Below are 16,274 nucleotides of genomic sequence, written 5' to 3'. Positions count from 1 at the left end.
CTTTTTGGGAGCCCCCCAATACAAATCATTGCGAGCGCCTGCGTTTCTTTCTGCTGTGGATCTTTTGTTATGTCGATCACTGGCTTTCTGAAAGTCAGGCGGTAAAGGTATGATTGTCACCGGTTGTCACAGCCACAGAGAATATTGCCGTTGATTTGTCACCCCGTGAAGAAGCCTCGGAGGCAACCATTTGATATCGCTGAAATTGAAAATAAAATAAACCTTACTATGAAAATGAAATTTTTAACAATCCTGCTATTGTGTGCCACAGTTCTTTGTCATGCGCAATGGAATACGAATGGAACGACTGCTTACTACACTGGCGGCAACGTTGCCATAGGACGCAACACCACGTATGTAGACGCCAGACTGCATGTGAAGGCGCCGACCGTCTCTGCCTGGGGGTTCATGTCTGAGGCCAGCAGCAATAGCAGGGTAATCGGCGTGGGACACGATGGAACGGCAGGTTATATTTCGGTAAGTGATACGGACGGAGGCAGTGGCTTCTCACCGCTTAATTTGAGGACCAGCAACCTCGTGAGATTAGGTATAGCTACCAATGGCAATGTTGGCATCGGAACACAGAGTCCTGATTATTTACTTCAGGTTTACAATACCAATAGTCCGAATAATCCAACCCTTGCTATTGGCAAAGCGAATGTCAATACTGCGGGCCAATCGACGTTGTGGTTTTTTGCCGGCAATGGTACAGCAGCCAATGGCTTTAAGATCGAATATAATAAAACAGCGACCACCGACAGGCTGGCGTTCTTTGGCGGGTCCGGCACTGAAATGCTCACGTTAAAGAACGCCGGCAGTTTTGTTGGTATAGGTGCATCCGAACCACGGGCTAAACTCGATCTTGGCTTCGGTGGAGGCCCGACGCTTGTGCTGAACCCGGGAACCACCACGAATGTCAATTTTACGGGCTTGTACCATAATGACCTGATCATGGGCAGCTGGATTGATAACAATCAGGCCAATGCCTTTATGTCGATAGGATACAAAGCCAGTCCGGATAGGAAGTTCCATATCGGTACAGCTTCATCTGAAACGTTCAGTAGTGCTACCTTTGTGCCTCATTTCACCGTGAGTGCCGGGGGTAATGTGGGTATTGGCACCCCCAATCCGGACAAGACACTTACGGTTAACGGGATCATTCACACGAAAGAAGTTCTTGTGGACTTGAATGTACCTGGGCCCGACTATGTCTTCGAAAAAGATTACGATCTACTTCCCCTCGAAGCGCTCGAAGCTTATATCAACGAAAACAAGCATCTGCCGGAAGTCCCTTCTGCAAAGGAGATGGAAGCCAGCGGACTTAACCTGAAAGAGATGAACCTGCTGCTATTGAAGAAAGTGGAGGAGCTGACGTTGCACGTGATCGAGTTGAAAAAGGAAAATGAGCAACAATCAAAGGAGATACAAAAGCTGAAGCGCAGGTGATGGATTTTTGTTATGCCCGGCATCTGGCGCTAATAGGTTATATTTGAAATAAAAATCCCTATGAAACACTTCTTCTTCGTGATCTTTCTGCTGTTCGTCAGCGCTCAGGTCTTTGCACAGCTCGATCCTGATAAAGCTTTGTATCTTACAAAAGTTGAGAAGTACCACCGGATGAAACGCACAGGCACCACGCTTACCATTGCAGGTACTGCACTTTCTATTGTCGGATTTGTAACCCTGCTGAACTCCAGTGTTACGACCACACAGAACGGCCCTTATTCACAAACCACTACCGATGGAAACTTCGGTGCTGGACTTGCCGCCTATTTGGGTGGAACTGTTTGTGTCGGAGTTGGTGTTCCATTGTGGATTGTAGGAGGTGTAAACGAGGGGAGGTACCAGCGCAAGTTCGATGCGCTTACGGTAGGAGCAAACGTCTCGCCGCGCCAGGCTGGTCTAACACTGCGATACCGCTTCTGATTGTAATCCAGCTAACTTAATTCTTATACTTGTTTAAACTAGCGCAAGTCTTGGCTCGTGTGTTGGCATGCGGGAGACTTGTGCTGTTTTTTAACTCAAGTTTTCAAACTTGGACCATCTTCGGTTAGCTTCTATTTGTGATCCCTGAGATAAGCCTTCATCTCCTCGGCATCAAAGAACTGCATTACATCAAAATCTTCCGCAACTTCCTTCGACTGCTTTTTAATACCGGATGCCGACACTTTGGAAAACACTTCATTGGGATCGAGCAGCTGTGCATGAAAAAGCCTTTTACCTTTCAGGTGTTTCACCATACCCGGCAGAAGGTTGGCAACAACCCACTTCTGTGAATGAAGGCTGATCACGCCCATCTTCCGGATATCGGCAACAAACTTTTGTGTTTGCAGCTGAGCAAAAGCCTTCAGTACTGCAGTATTGATGGTGATGAACGCTTCGTCACCGGGAACTTTGCTGAGGTATTCCAGGAAGAGCGTATCGAGCGCAGGATCATAGTAGACCCTGGCGGTGTTGTCTTTGTAGAATTCTTTCATCGGAAAAGTGTTGAGGGTTAAAGCAGTTTCCGCAAGTTTTTTGTCGTAATCTGAACGCAAGTTAAGCAGATTTTTACAAACAAAACTCCAAAACGCTCCCCAGACAAGATCAAACCATAGCGAAGGAGGTGACTTCCTGTAAGAATTGACAACCGCTGTCACACCAATTCGTCTCCTTCCCAACTTCCACCAAATTCACTACCTTTACGCCGTGAAGTATCCCTTTCTAATCCTTGTATTAACCTGCATCGTTACCGGGGCTTTTGCCCAGGTGAAGTCCGATTCAGTGCAGCGAAAGCTGACTTCGGCTACAAACAAGGTGAAAGTAGACTCACTGCAGCAGAAACTGGCTTCGGTCACGGACAAGGTAAGCGCAGACTCGCTCCAACAGAAGCTTCCGCAGCTCCCCGATAGCCTGATGCCTTCCTTTCATCAAGTAGACTCTATCCGCACCTCGTTCAACAAAAATGCAGACAGTCTCAGGAATGAATACCAGTCTGCCATCAGTAAGATCGACTCACAAAAGAACAAGGTCAACGGCACCATCGACAGTCTGCAGCGGCTCAACCTTCCCACAGGAAAATACACCGCAAAGCTCGACAGCCTCAACAAGGTTCGTGAAAATACAACCTCTCAATTCACAGGAAAGCTTGACGACCTCAAATCCAGGACCACGGGCAAGCTGAACGCGCTGGACCTTCCGCCTCAATACAAGGAGCCCGTTCAAAGCCTGACTAAAAACGTAGATGGCTTCGGCCTCGGTGGCACCGGTAAGATCCCTGGCCTGGAAATTCCAGGTTACTCATTGCCGAAGCTTGAGGGCATCGGAGACCTCACAGGTAAAGTGGGGGAGATAGGCAAGTTCGACGGTATTGGCGATATCGCAGGCAAAGCGGGTGACATAGGCAAGATCAGTGACCTCGGAAACCTGCCGAAGGTAGAAACCCCTGGAGGCGATCTTGGCCAGATCACAGACCAGGCCAAAGGATACCAGGACGATCTCAAAAACCTCACCGGAGGAAACCTGAACGATGTGCAGCAGGTACCCCAAACCATCGAAGAGCAGGCCGGCAAAATAGAAGGTGTTCAGGAATTGCAGAAGCAATCAGGTGTGGTAGACGGGTATAAGGACAAGGTCGGCAACCTCAGCGATCCCAATGCTGCCAAGGAGAAGGGTGTGGAGATGGCCAAAGAGGCAGCCATCGACCACTTTGCCGGCAAACAGGAACAGCTCAAAGCTGCCATGGACAAGATCTCCAAGTATAAGCAGAAGTATTCTTCCGTTTCAAGCCTGAAAGACCTTCCGAAACGGCCTCCGAATGCAATGAAAGGCAAACCCTTCATTGAACGACTTGTTCCAGGGCTGTACTTCCAGTATCAGCAGAAAAATTACAACCTTTTCGACGTCAACCCTTATGCCGGGTACCGCATCAGCGGAAGATTCACCAGTGGCCTGGGATGGAACCATCGCTTTGCCTACGACCGCCGGAAACACGAGTGGAATCGCAAGCAAGGCAGTATTTATGGTCCCCGCGCTTACGTCGACTGCAGGATCGGCAAAGGTTTCATAGCCCACCTGGAGACAGAAACGATGAACACCTTTGTACCCTCCGTACTCGGCACCTTCACAGACATAGGGCATCGCGAATGGGTCTGGGGTATGATCACGGGCATGAAGAAGGAGTACAAGATCTACAAGAACCTGAAAGGCACCGTACTGCTGCAATACAACATCTTCAACCCGAAATACAAATCACCCTACGTCGATCGTCTGAATTCCCGGATCGGATTTGAATATGTATTAAAAAAGAAGCCAGGAGCCGGGAGTAAGTAGCCAGGAGTCGGGATTTACATCTGGCGACCGTCACAAAGAAAATTACCACCTGAGAAAATGCGCTAGGTATTCCGCATCCAGAAAGTGCATTAAGCCCGGATCAATATCTCCCGGGTGAAGCCCGGGGATATTGCGTTCCGGGATTTTAACGTGCCACAGGTAATCCAGATCGATCTTCGCATCATTTGGCACGTAACAGGAAACCTCGATCAGGACGATTTTAACCTAATGATTTGTTTACCAATGACTTGTGATTAATTCCAGTGAACTTCCTGTGCCGTCCACACCAGATTCTGACCTTGTAATTTATTTGTGCTAATAGTCTTGTTTAAATTTAATCTAAATAAGACCTTTACGCCATCAAATACGGATCTCGCTTGGAAAAGCTCTTAGTTAAGGATATCTCGATCGCACTCAACCGGAAAAGGGGAAAATTCACACTCTCCTTCAACGATCAGGTATATGAGCAGAATGTATGCGAGTTTATTCAAACCTTCAGTTTCCTGGTCGGCAAAAATATAGAAGCGTATCTGATGAGCACCGACAGCTGCTATGATACGGTTCGTATTCCGTTAACCGGCTGTGGCAAATCCATCACCCTTGACCTCGCCGATTTTATTACCTTCCGCGAAGTGTATAGCCAGCAGATGTTCCTGCTGAAGCTCGAAGACCTGCTGGTAAGGCAGCGCGTACAACCCGCATTTCATTAGACTGATTTCAAATTAGCGTCACGCCGGTACTTTTCTTCCTGTTTAAGGGCCATATCCTTAACTTTGGGTATAACAATTTTTAGGCTTACAAGAATTTCAACTTTGAACTTATGAGTACTTCGGTAATACGCCTTAAAACTTCTATCCAGGATAGTGTGCTTGACATGCTGAACAGGCAAATGGAAATGGAAGCCCATTCTTCAGCAGTTTATCTCGCCATGTCTGCCTGGTGCTATGCCCAGGGCCTGAATGGCAGCGGATATTTCTACAAAAGACAATCGGATGAAGAGCGTGAGCACATGATGAAGCTCTTCAATTACATTGCAGACAATGGAGGCCTCGCTATTTCGCCAGAGGTGACCAATATTGAAAGAAACTTCGAAGGCTTGCGGGATGTTTTTGTGAAGGCGCTCGAGTCCGAGATCGCCATCACCGAAAGCTTTAACCGCATCACGGAACATTGTCACAAGGTAAGGGATTATCAGACTGCCAAATTCGTGCAGTGGTATCTTGACGAACAGCTCGAAGAAGAGCAGCAGGCACGCCGGTGCATCGAGATCTTCGACCTGATCGGTACTGCTGATGGCGGCTTGTACCGCATCGACAAAGAAATTTTCAAAATGAAACACGAAGGCACCGCGCCCATGCCTTAAACAAGATCTATAAGCTGACAGAGGCCATCCCTTTCCGGGGGTGGCTTTTTTTATGTCTGTGCGGCGCCGTAGTGCTTTCGGAGCCGTAAGGGGCGGCGCGCGGTTCCTGCGTCTTAAGGTCATACGTAAACCATCACACCCATGAACCTGCTTTCCAGACGCCAATGGTTTGAACAAGTTTCCGCTCCTGCGCTTGCCACCACGGTTGGGGTAGCGCTCCTGGGCTCCGAAGCGAATGCCGCAACACCAACACCGGCAAACGATGACAAGCTCCTGGGCGCAAAGATCTATAACATTCGCGACTTCGGAGCCAAGGGCGATGGCACTTCGCTCGATACGGCGGCTGTGCAGACTGCCATCGACGCAGCGCATCGCGATAAGGGAGGCACAGTGCTGGTGCCTGCAGGCGATTTTATTGTCGGTACGATCGAACTGAAAAGCAATGTCACGCTTCATCTGGCCGTGCAGGGTCGTTTGCTGGGCAGCACGCAACGGAAAGATTACCAGGATGGCAAAGGTGTACCTTCAGGGAACGGAAACATCGTGATGCTCTTTGCAGCTAACGCAGACAATGTTACCATTGAAGGACGCGGCACCATCGATGGAAATGGTGGCACGTTTTATACCGGCAAAGGAGATGGCACTGGTCCCGGAGGACAGGTAGGCGGTAACGTTGACCGGCCTCACCTCGTCATCTTTTATAAATGCAACAACCTCGTGGTGCGTGATACATTCTTCACCCGCAGCGCCTATCACTGTTTCCGCATTTTACAATGTAAGTATGTGAACATCCAGGGCGTGAGGATCTATAACCGCATCAACAAGAATAACGATGGATTCCACTTCAACAGCAGCCAGCATGTACACGTCTCCAATTGTGATGTAGCCTGCCAGGATGATGCCTGCGCGTTGTTTGGAAGCAATCAATTTGTTACCATCACCAACTGTACCTTCAGCACGCGCTGGTCCATCTTCCGGTTCGGCGGTGGCGAAGCACAGAACATCGCCGTAACTAATTGCCTGATCTATGAGACATATGGGTGCCCCATCAAGATCAGCGCCGGCCGCGCACAGATCGAGAACCTTACTTTCTCCAACATAGTGATGCGAAATGTAACGGGCCCTATCGGCATCGGGTTTGGAAGAAAAGGCAACGGAGGCAATACCAGCCAGAGCGAAGAAAATGAGCGGCAGTCGTTTGTAAGAAATATTGTCTTCAATAGCATCCGCGCCACGGTAGTACCGCGTCCCGTCAACCACCCTGATATTCCGTTCGAAGTAAGTGTCTACGACGGCGAAGTGAACTCCTGCATCACCCTCAACGGCATGGGCGATGCTTACCTCGAGAACATCAGCTTTACAGATGTGCACGTGACCTATGCCGGTGGAGGAACCGCAGCACAGGCCGCCAAACGTGATGTGCCGCAGATCACCAGCGAATACTTTGGCGTGTGGGGTACCGCGCCGTTCGGACCACCTGCCTATGGCCTGTATGCCCGCAATGTGAAAGGACTTACCCTTCAGAATGTACGTCTTGAATATGAGCAGCCCGACCTGCGTCCCGCGGTGGTGTTTGATAATGTGCAGGACGCTTCGATCGCATCCCTGAATGTACAGGGTAATCCTGACGCGGAGAGTGTGATGCGTTTCACACGATCGAAAGATGTGCTGCTGTCTGCCACGCGGGTGCTCACGCCAGCCAAAGTTTTCCTGCAGCTCGAAGGCACAGACTCCGAAGGTATTATCATTGACGGAGGCGACCTGAGAAAAGCATCGAAGGTTTTAGCCGCTACCAATGGTGCGAAGGAGAGTGCTGCGAAGGTGAGAGGGTGACAGTCCACGGTCGACAGTCGACAGTCCACAGCTGTGTGGTCAGCACCGGTATCCTGAGCTGTGACTGTGTGGTGGATGTGTGTGTGAAGGATCCCGGAATGTCTGTAACGGGTTAACAATAATTCATTATTTTTGGGATCGATTTTAGAAAATGAATCTTCCCATCATCGCCCCATCCATTCTTGCGGCAGACTTTGCCAACCTGGAACGTGAAGTAAAAATGCTCAACGAGAGCGAAGCCGACTGGATCCATGTCGACATCATGGACGGGGTATTTGTGCCGAACATCTCTTTCGGGATCCCTGTAACGGAGGCTATCCATCGCCATGCAAAAAAGCCCCTGGATGTGCACCTCATGATCGTGCAGCCTGAGCGGTATGTGGAGGCCTTCCGGAAAGCCGGTGCCGAGGTGATCTCCGTGCATGTGGAAGCCTGCCCGCATCTTCATCGCAACCTGCAGCAAATCAAGTTGTTAGGCGCCAAGGCCGGGGTCGCCATCAACCCCCATACTTCCATTACCGAGCTTGAGAACGTGATCACCGATATCGACGTGGTCTGCATGATGTCTGTAAACCCTGGCTTCGGTGGACAGAAATTCATCGAGAATACCTATCGAAAAGTGGCTGCCCTCAAGGAGATGATCGCCCGCGCTGGTGCCAAGACCCTGATCGAGATCGACGGTGGCGTAAACCAGCAGAACGCAAAACCGTTATTAGAAGCAGGTGCCAGCATTCTGGTAGCCGGCAACTTCGTGTTCAGCGCCAACGATCCGAAAGAGGTGATCAGCAATCTGAAACAATCCGAAATAGCGAGATAGACCTTATCTACCTTTTTTGCGTATAAAGCATTAAATTTACAGGATACAGTTCACCGCAATATGGACTTATCGATCAAAAAAATAGAGCTGATAGCGTGGCTGACGGGGATCGAAGATGAGAGCCTCATCAATAAAATAGCTGCTTTGAAAAAGGAGACCGAAGCTGACTGGTGGGATGCGCTGAATGAAGAGCAAAAGCAGGATATCGAGGCGGGCATTTCTGACCTGGAAGCTGGCAGGAAAAAGGATTTTTTCGAGGCTTTATCGTCGCGTCTTAAATGAGGAAGGTCTGGATCTCCGAGCGTGCGGAGGGAAACCTGGATGACATACTTCAGTATCTTGAGATCAAGTGGTCGAAGCGTGTGAGAGAAAAATTTTTAAAGACCCTGCAAGGCAAAATCAAGCTGCTCTCCCAAACACCTTTAATGTATGAGGGTCTCTTCTAAAAAGCGATCTGTTCGCAGATGTGTGGTTACCAGGCAGGTGATTCTTTATTACCAGATCGTGGACGAAGCGATAGAAATAATCACGATCCAGGATGCCCGTCGCGATCCGAAGAAACTAAAAATTTGAACCTTCAAATCTGAAATGCCGCAGAAAACGGCAAGATTTTTGACTGAAAGACAATACTATGCTTAAGGTTTACACTTCCCTGCTACTTCTGCTCTTCCTGGTCTCTGCTTCATGCCAGACGCGGAAGGTCACCCGTATCGACCCTTCTTCCGAGATCGACCTCAGCGGACGCTGGAATGATGTCGATTCACGGAAGGTGGCAGACCAGATGATCTATGATCTTTTTGATTCTCCTTCGTTCAAGACCTACGCCTCTTCCAAGAACCGTAAACCGGTGATCGTAGTAGGCACCATCAGGAACAAAACCGCTGAACACATCGACGCCGATAACTTCGTGAAGAAATTCGAAGTGGTGATCCACAATTCGAACGTTGCAGACCTGGTTGAGTCAGGCGAGTTCAGGGACAAGCTCAGGGTTGAAAGGGCAGAGCAGCAGGATTATGCCGATGCCTCCACCGTGAAGCAGTGGGGCAAAGAGCTGGGCGCAGACGTGATGCTGTTTGGCGAGATGACCTCCGAAACCGATGTGTACAACAAGAAGAGGGTTGTCAACTACATCACAACCCTGTACCTGACCGACATAGAGACCAACAAGCGCATCTGGTACGGCCAGAACGAGATCAAGAAGTACGTCAAGAACTGATCCTTTCTGACCGATGAATCTTCCGGAGACAAAAGGCTGGTCCATTACTTCAAAATTCAGTATTCGGTTTTCGATATTCGTTATCCTTATCTCTGCCATTTCCTGCGCTACCTACTATCAGCAACACTGGGACTTTAACGCCGAATTCGAAAAAGGCGACCTTCAGAAAGCGTTGCAGACCCTCCAGGAGAAAGACAACCTCGCTACGAGCAAAAGCCAGTTCATCTACTTTGTGAATAACGGTCTTCTGCTTTCTGTATTGGGTAAATATGAAGAGAGCAATGAATACTTCGAAAAAGCTTTTCTCTTCGGCGAAGACTACCGCATCAACTACATCAACGAAGCAGCTTCATACCTCACCAACCCCAACCTGGTGATGTATCGTGGAGAGGATCACGAGCACCTGATGCTGCTGTACTTCAAGGCCATCAACTTCCTCAAGATGAATAAGCCCGACCAGGCCCTGGTGGAATGCCGCCGCCTCAACATCAGGCTGAACCAGCTCAGCGATAAGTACAGCGCCGAGAAAAAATACCAGCGCGATGCTTTTGCACACACGCTGATGGGCATCATTTACCAGTCTACCGGTGATTACAATAACGCATTCATCGCCTATCGCAACGCCGTAGAGATCTATGAGACCGATTACGCCGAAATGTTCGGGCTCCAGGTACCGGAGCAGTTGAAAAAAGACCTGCTGAACACGGCCTGGTGGACGGGCTTCAGAGACGAGTTCGACGAGTTCAAAACAAAGTTCGGCATGGAGAGCTACAAACCCGTGAAGCCTGATGCGGAGCTCGTGTTCTTCTGGCACAACGGACTGGCCCCGGTCAAAAGTGAGTGGAACATCAACTTCATCATGGATCACAGCCAGAGCAACATGGTTGTTTTTACGAACCAGAACCTGGGCATCGCGTTTCCATTCAAGGTAGACGAGAAAAAAGAGAAGTCAGACCTGCGAAGCATCGAGGTGCTGCGTGTAGCCTTTCCCCGGTACATCGAACGGGACATGTATTTTCAGTCGGCAGTATTGGATAAAGACAGTGTTTCGTACGCGATGGAGCTGACCGAAGACATCAACAAGATAGCCTTCTACAGCCTGAAGCAAAGGATGATGCTGGAGTTCAGCAAAGGTCTCTTGCGGGCGGCGCTGAAGAAGGCAACGGAGCACAGCCTCAAGAAGGAAGATGACCGCCTGGGGGCCCTGATCGGCGCCGTCAATGCCATCACCGAAAAGGCGGATACACGCAACTGGCAGACCTTGCCACACAGCATCTTTTATTCGCGTGTGCCCCTGAACGAAGGCAGTAACCAGGTGACCTTCAGGCTTCAGGGTGGCGCTGATGAGGCGCGGTACAATTTCACCTACCAGGCCAAAAAGCACCAGACACTATTCCATACCTTCTCTTCGTTAGAAACTTCATCGGCCCCTTACCGCATGTATTGAGCTGCCCCGGAAAGAAACGTATAGGATGTTTATAACAATTCCCTTATTTTTATCCCTTAAAAGCCAGATTTTTAGTGGCTTACGGTTGTACTTGGAAGACCTAAATCCATCGTCCTGAAGCGCTTAACTGCTATATTGACCCTGGTGTTCACCCTGGCGGGTATGCCGCTGCTTTGGGCGCAATACAAGTCCGAAAAGGCTGCCACCATACCCCTTGAGCATTTTTACATCGAGCGCCAGAAGAGTGGTGTGCTGCGGTTGTTGCTCAGCAAGCTCCACGTGAGCCTTAGCACTGGTTACGGCCAGGTATTCGTCAATCACAAGCTCGACAGCTTCGGCATCATTCAGCAGCCCGACTCGCTGCCCCTGATCTTTGACCACGATAACGCGGGCGTACGTTATGGCGACTGGTTCAATAAAGTAACACCTTCCACATACCCCACAACGTCGGGCGCGTTCTCCGTGAACTCAGATACAGCAACCATCGGCTTCCGAAGCAAAACTTTCAGCATCCCCCTGAAGGCAACGGTGCATGTGGAAATCGACCGCTACCGGATCGGCGGGGGATACTCCTACGAATTCACACACCTGGGCAAGTTCAAACCCATCAGCTACGGCGGCAGCATCAGCTCATTTTCGCCGCAGGCTAACAACTTCTTCCTGAAAAAGTATTTCCTGCTGCTCGGGGCCAAGGTCTATCGTTACTATGAATACGTGGTGGTAGTGGATGCCAACGTGGGCGGATACAAGCTCGGCAGCCAGTTCGACGACAGCCTGATCAAAAAAGGAATGTACTTCAACCTTGGTGTGAGCCTGGAGCGTGAGATGTCAGAGTACTTCAAGGTATTTGTGCGGCCCTCGTTCGAGTTCAAGAACTACAAGCTGTCGATACCCGAGACCAGCCAGAGCATCACCCACAGGCTCAATGCCGCTTATCTCAGCATTGGCGCAACCTATCGTTTACCCGAGTTGAGAAGGTGCTTCCTGAAAGATTGCCATGCCCAGATCAACCATGCCCATGGCAACCGCGAATACCGCAGCCGCCGCCATCCCATCTACAAAAAGCAGAACCCCCACTACGGCGAGAACTATCCCACACTGATCAAGTACAAGGGGAAGAACAAGAAGAAGCTCAACCCTTATTAGTTGGAAGTTTCAAGTTTCAAATTTAAAGTTGGGCGAGGCACGGTTCCAGAACCTGAAACTTTAAATTTTAAACTTCAAACTTGAAGACTATTTCTTATCTTGCACGGCTGTAAAAAAACGTAATTCCAGCTTAAAAAACGCAATTTAAATGGCAGAAGAAAGTGGTGGTTTGCCCCCAGGAAGGCAAAGCATAATTCCGATCAATATTGAAGATGAGATGAGGGGAGCTTACATCGATTATTCGATGTCGGTGATCGTGTCGAGGGCTCTTCCCGATGTACGGGATGGACTGAAGCCAGTTCATCGCAGGGTCCTTTACGGGATGCAGGAACTGGGCGTCAACTACAACAAACCTTATAAGAAATCAGCCAGGATCGTCGGTGAGGTTCTTGGTAAATATCACCCCCATGGCGACGCCTCGGTATATGATACCATGGTGCGTATGGCCCAGGACTGGTCGTTGCGCTATACGCTTGTGGATGGCCAGGGAAACTTCGGTTCCATAGACGGCGATTTTCCTGCCGCTATGCGTTATACCGAAGCCAGGCTGCGCAGGATTGCTGAAGAAATGCTGGCCGATATCAACAAGGATACGGTCGATTTTCAGCCTAACTTTGACGACTCGCTCACTGAACCGTCTGTACTTCCCGCCAAAATCCCCAACCTGCTGCTGAACGGATCTTCCGGTATTGCCGTGGGCATGGCTACGAACATGGCGCCGCACAACCTGCGTGAAGTGGTGGATGGCATTATCGCTTATATCGACAACCGCGAGATCACTGTTCAGGAGCTGATGCGGTATATCACCGCTCCCGATTTTCCGACCGGTGGCATCATCTACGGTGTGTCTGGTGTACAGGAAGCGTTCCTCACCGGCAGGGGCAAAATTGTGGTCCGTGCCAAGGCAGAGATCGTTACCAGCGCCAGCGGCAAAGATCAGATCATCGTTACGGAAGTTCCCTACATGGTGAACAAGGCCATGATGATCGAGAAGACGGCAGCGCTCATCAACGAAAAGAAGATCGAAGGCATTTCCGATATCCGCGACGAGTCAGACCGTGAGGGATACCGGGTGGTTTACGACCTCAAGCGCGATGCTGTACCCAACATCGTACTCAATAACCTCTTCAAATACACGCAGCTTCAGTCTACGTTCGGCGTGAACAACGTGGCGCTGGTGAAAGGCCGGCCACAGACGCTGAACCTCAAAGACCTGATCAAACATTTCGTAGAGCATCGCCATGAAGTGGTGGTACGCAGAACGAAGTTTGAGCTGGCGGAAGCCGAGCGCCGGGCACACATCCTCGAAGGATACCTGATCGCCCTCGACAATCTCGATGAAGTGATCTCGCTGATCCGCAATTCGAAAGATCCGGATACTGCCAGAGACGGCCTGATGACACGCTTCGGTCTCTCCGAGATCCAGGCGAAGGCGATCCTCGACATGCGTCTGCAACGTCTCACAGGACTTGAGCGTGACAAGATCCAGGAGGAATACAAAGAAGTGAAACAGCTCATCGAACGTCTGAACGAGATCCTGGCGCACGAACACATCAGGATGCAGATCATCAAGGACGAGCTCACGGAGCTGAGAGAGCGCTACGGCGACGAACGCAGAACGCAGGTAGTTCCGCACGACGACGATATCACGGTGGAAGCGCTGATCCCGAACGAGGAAATGCTCATCACCATTTCCAACCAGGGTTACATCAAGCGTACCTCGTTGTCTGAGTACCGTACCCAGGGAAGGGGAGGCGTGGGTTCACGCGGTGTGAGCACCAAAGAGGACGACTTCACGGAGCACCTCTTCATCGCGCAAGCACATAACTACCTGCTGATCTTCACCGACCAGGGCAAAGTATACTGGAAGAAAGCCTACGAGATCCCGGAAGGCAACAAGACCTCGAAGGGAAGGGCTATCCAGAACCTCATCAACATCGAACCCGGCGACAACGTGAGGTCTATCATCAATGTGAAAGACCTGCAGGATGAGAACTACATCACGAACAACTTTGTGATCCTCTGTACCGAAGGGGGCATCATCAAAAAAACATCACTGGAAGCCTATTCGCGTCCACGCCAGGGCGGCATTAACGCCATCACCATTCATGAGGGCGACCGGCTGCTCAACGCTTCGCTTACCAATGGCAACAACCATATTGTGATCGCGAAAAGCGAGGGTAAGGCGGTTCACTTTAACGAATCGCAGGTGCGTCCGATGGGCCGTACTGCCGCTGGTGTTCGCGGTGTAACGCTGGATTCGGAGGCCGATAAGGTGATCGGCATGGTATGTATCACCCGCGAGGATGCGAACCTGCTGGTGGTATCGGAGAACGGCTACGGCAAACGTTCGTCGATGGATGATTACCGCATCACCAACCGTGGCGGAAAGGGCGTCAAAACCATCAATATCACGGATAAAACTGGCAAACTTGTTGCCATCAAGGAAGTGGGCGATGACGATGAGCTCATGATCATCAACCGCTCAGGCATCACTATCCGCATTGAAGTGAAAGAGCTGCGGGTAATGGGCCGGGCAACACAGGGTGTACGCCTCATCAAGCTCAACGACGATGACCGGATCTCCTCTGTGGAAAAAATACAGAAAATAGAAAAAATAGAAGGAGAGAACTTAAACCAGTCAACTACAAACAATTAAACAACATAGAAATGAAACGACTAATTTTTCTGATGTTGATGCTGGCCAGCGTAGCTGTTTTTGCGCAGAAACAGCCTAAGCCAAATATCAATAAAGCATTGAATCTGATGAAGGAGGGCAAGCTGAATGAGGCGAAGGATATGATCGATGCGGCAACTACCTATGAGAAGACCATGAATGACGGAAAGACCTGGTATTACCGCGGATTGATCTATGCGGCGATTGATACAACGTCCAACGAATCCTTCAAGTCGCTTGATCCCGATCCGTTGAAAGTAGCGCTCGAGTCTTTTGCAAAAGCCGATCAGCTTGGCAAGTCAGGCTCCGAGTACTTCACACAGGATCCCGGAAGCATTATGCCCGTGACCAAGTCGCAACAGCTGGAAATGCTTGCCAACTACTACCTTGACAAAGGTATCAAGCAGTTCCAGGACGACGCTGACAACGAAGGCAGTCTCAAGAGCCTGGGCAAGACCAAGCAGATCTTCGAAAGCCAGATCAAGACCTACAGCAACGATACGCTGACATATTATGTTACCGGCCTCGTGGCACAACAGAACGAGAACAACGAGCTGGCCATCGAGAACATCAACAAGTACCTCGAGAAGGGCGGCAAGTCGAAAGATGCGTACCTGATCCTTTACCAGATCTACAACGCCGGCCCTATGGAGAACAAGGACAAGGCCCTTGAAGTGGTGCGCAAAGGTAAAGCGGCATTGCCTACAAACCCTGATTTTCCGAAGCTGGAGATCGGTCTGCTGATCGACCAGAACAAGATCCAGGAAGCAAAAGGAAGCCTTGAAGCAGCAGTGCAGAAAGAACCGAACAACAAGATCCTGCACTTCTATCTCGGCTACACCAACTCCAAAATAGAGAACTGGGAAGAAGCGAAGAAAAACTTCCAGGATGCGCTGAAGATCGACCCGAACTATTTCGATCCCCAATATTACCTGGCGCAGATCTACCTGATCGACGCCAACAAGATCAGGGATCAGCTGAAAAGCCTGGGCATGTCTGCTGCCGATAAGAAAAAATCAGCTGAGCTCGACAAGCTGCTGGTTGAGAAATACAGGATCGCACTTCCTTACTGGGAAAAAGCTGAACAGCTGAACCCGAAAGATGTGGATGTGCTCGACAGGCTGAGAACCATTTATTATTACCTCGGTGATGACGCTAAAGAGCAACGCGTGATCAAACGCCTGAAGGAGCTCGGCGCTGACTCCGAGAACTAGCATCATGGCCTGAGTCATTTTTATAAAAGCCAGTTTGAATTATTCAGACTGGCTTTTTTATGGCTAGTCCACGGACCCGCAGACGGTTAGGCCCGTCATCCTGAACGATGGAAGTGCGTTGGCTGGCGGGAGTGAAGGATCCCCATATGGCGGAAGTGCACTTTGTAAGACAAGCTTTCGTAGTAAGTACGCAGTAAAGAATAGGGGATCATTCGCTCGCACATTACCGCCTCACATGCATCGCTCAGGA

Annotated in this window: 15 protein-coding genes; 14 read left to right on the top strand and 1 reads right to left on the bottom strand. The window is 50.0% G+C overall.

Annotated elements, in window-relative coordinates:
• Positions 1 to 234 precede the first annotated feature (234 nt).
• Entirely contained in the window at positions 235 to 1,446 is a 1,212-nt protein-coding gene (locus KK083_RS24640) for a hypothetical protein (protein WP_254168456.1), read from the top strand.
• 60 nt (positions 1,447 to 1,506) lie between these two features.
• Positions 1,507 to 1,926: a hypothetical protein gene (locus tag KK083_RS24635; protein ID WP_254168454.1), complete on the top strand. Its 420-nt coding sequence runs from the start codon at positions 1,507 to 1,509 to the stop codon at positions 1,924 to 1,926.
• A 131-nt stretch (positions 1,927 to 2,057) separates the two neighbouring features.
• On the opposite strand, the gene KK083_RS24630 is transcribed toward KK083_RS24635, so the two are convergent.
• A complete protein-coding gene (locus KK083_RS24630; RefSeq protein ID WP_254168452.1) occupies positions 2,058 to 2,477 on the bottom strand; it encodes a hypothetical protein in 420 nt (139 codons plus the stop codon).
• 211 nt (positions 2,478 to 2,688) lie between these two features.
• On the opposite strand from KK083_RS24630, the gene KK083_RS24625 reads away from it, so the two are divergent.
• From KK083_RS24625 to KK083_RS24570, 12 genes are all read left to right on the top strand, one after another.
• A complete protein-coding gene (locus KK083_RS24625) occupies positions 2,689 to 4,311 on the top strand; it encodes an apolipoprotein A1/A4/E family protein (protein WP_254168451.1) in 1,623 nt (540 codons plus the stop codon).
• Positions 4,312 to 4,688: 377 nt separating this feature from the next.
• Positions 4,689 to 5,021, top strand: coding sequence for a hypothetical protein (locus KK083_RS24620; protein ID WP_254168449.1), 333 nt, complete (start codon positions 4,689 to 4,691; stop codon positions 5,019 to 5,021).
• A 110-nt stretch (positions 5,022 to 5,131) separates the two neighbouring features.
• Complete coding sequence (locus KK083_RS24615; RefSeq protein WP_254168448.1) at positions 5,132 to 5,674, top strand: ferritin; 543 nt, start codon at positions 5,132 to 5,134, stop codon at positions 5,672 to 5,674.
• A gap of 141 nt (positions 5,675 to 5,815) precedes the next feature.
• The gene (locus tag KK083_RS24610) at positions 5,816 to 7,507 is read left to right on the top strand and encodes a glycoside hydrolase family 28 protein (protein ID WP_254168446.1); all 1,692 of its coding nucleotides are present in this window, start codon (positions 5,816 to 5,818) and stop codon (positions 7,505 to 7,507) included.
• Positions 7,508 to 7,658: 151 nt separating this feature from the next.
• Positions 7,659 to 8,324: a ribulose-phosphate 3-epimerase gene (rpe, locus tag KK083_RS24605; RefSeq protein ID WP_254168444.1), complete on the top strand. Its 666-nt coding sequence runs from the start codon at positions 7,659 to 7,661 to the stop codon at positions 8,322 to 8,324.
• A 60-nt stretch (positions 8,325 to 8,384) separates the two neighbouring features.
• Entirely contained in the window at positions 8,385 to 8,606 is a 222-nt protein-coding gene (locus KK083_RS24600) for a hypothetical protein (RefSeq protein ID WP_254168442.1), read from the top strand.
• Positions 8,603 to 8,770, top strand: a complete 168-nt coding sequence (locus KK083_RS24595) for a type II toxin-antitoxin system RelE/ParE family toxin (protein WP_254168440.1) — start codon at positions 8,603 to 8,605, stop codon at positions 8,768 to 8,770. The genes KK083_RS24600 and KK083_RS24595 overlap by 4 nt, the downstream gene beginning before the upstream one ends.
• Before the next feature lie 185 nt (positions 8,771 to 8,955).
• Positions 8,956 to 9,540, top strand: a complete 585-nt coding sequence (locus KK083_RS24590) for a penicillin-binding protein activator LpoB (RefSeq protein ID WP_254168439.1) — start codon at positions 8,956 to 8,958, stop codon at positions 9,538 to 9,540.
• 13 nt (positions 9,541 to 9,553) lie between these two features.
• Positions 9,554 to 10,987, top strand: a complete 1,434-nt coding sequence (locus tag KK083_RS24585) for a COG3014 family protein (protein ID WP_254168437.1) — start codon at positions 9,554 to 9,556, stop codon at positions 10,985 to 10,987.
• A 135-nt stretch (positions 10,988 to 11,122) separates the two neighbouring features.
• Positions 11,123 to 12,133: a hypothetical protein gene (locus KK083_RS24580; RefSeq protein WP_254168435.1), complete on the top strand. Its 1,011-nt coding sequence runs from the start codon at positions 11,123 to 11,125 to the stop codon at positions 12,131 to 12,133.
• A gap of 148 nt (positions 12,134 to 12,281) precedes the next feature.
• Entirely contained in the window at positions 12,282 to 14,792 is a 2,511-nt protein-coding gene (gyrA, locus tag KK083_RS24575) for a DNA gyrase subunit A (RefSeq protein WP_254168433.1), read from the top strand.
• Positions 14,793 to 14,803: 11 nt separating this feature from the next.
• Complete coding sequence (locus KK083_RS24570) at positions 14,804 to 16,024, top strand: tetratricopeptide repeat protein (protein ID WP_254168430.1); 1,221 nt, start codon at positions 14,804 to 14,806, stop codon at positions 16,022 to 16,024.
• The last annotated feature ends 250 nt before the right edge of the window (positions 16,025 to 16,274 follow it).

The organism is Chryseosolibacter histidinae, assembly GCF_018598225.1.
GTDB lineage: Bacteria > Bacteroidota > Bacteroidia > Cytophagales > Cyclobacteriaceae > Chryseosolibacter > Chryseosolibacter histidini.
The sequence above is the reverse complement of the archived record's forward strand: the minus strand, read 5'-3'. Positions and strand labels throughout refer to the sequence as shown.